Origin of the sequence: Furfurilactobacillus curtus, from assembly GCF_045862785.1 — a bacterium.
In the GTDB taxonomy this organism is placed as follows: domain Bacteria; phylum Bacillota; class Bacilli; order Lactobacillales; family Lactobacillaceae; genus Furfurilactobacillus; species Furfurilactobacillus curtus.
This window is the reverse complement of the sequence record NZ_BQXO01000052.1, coordinates 1-575: the sequence shown is the minus strand read 5'-3', so window position 1 is coordinate 575 and position 575 is coordinate 1. Positions and strand designations below refer to the sequence as shown.

Genomic DNA, 575 nt, shown 5'->3' with positions numbered 1-575 from the left:
TATCAGCAATACTTTTCACATAAGGGCACGTATGGTGATAGCAATAGTGTTTCAGCCAAATTAGATCAGCTGAACCTGTATACACAAAGTAAGCAGGGCCAAGATATGAAAGGCTTGGCCGTCGTTAGTTATGAAAGTAAGAGTGGCGACAACGACTGGCAAAAGGCGACGGTACTTTATCAAGTGACTTTCGATACCACCACGGATCGAATCACCGCAGTCCAAAATTTAGGTAGTAGCTTTAAAGCCAGTGACCTTAATTAAACGCGTTGGCAAAGCCCTAGCGGTAATCGTGGTGGTTTCAGCCGTTAGCGGGTTTGCTGGTCATCAATATGTCAACCACGTAGAAAAGCATCGACCAATCGTGACGCTGGCTAAGCATTCTGATAAAGTTCTGTTCTTTTACCGTGATGATTGCTCGGATTGTCAATCTATTTTCCATCGGATTTATTGGCATAACGTTATCAGTCACAACATCATTTTGATTAATATGAATCAATCGCAGAATCGGCATTACATTCAAAAATATCAATTAACGTCAGTACCAACCTTGATCCATGGCAAGCAACGATACT

The 575-nt window shown here is 41.9% G+C and carries 1 protein-coding gene and 1 pseudogene; both read left to right on the top strand.

Going from position 1 to position 575, the window contains the following annotated elements; genetic code table 11:
- A pseudogene (locus ACKTR2_RS10395) lies at positions 1-264 on the top strand (hypothetical protein); the annotation flags it as partial.
- The coding region (locus ACKTR2_RS10390) for a thioredoxin domain-containing protein (RefSeq protein ID WP_407885068.1) at positions 251-575 on the top strand (325 nt) is incomplete at its 3' end. The pseudogene ACKTR2_RS10395 and the gene ACKTR2_RS10390, both read left to right, overlap by 14 nt.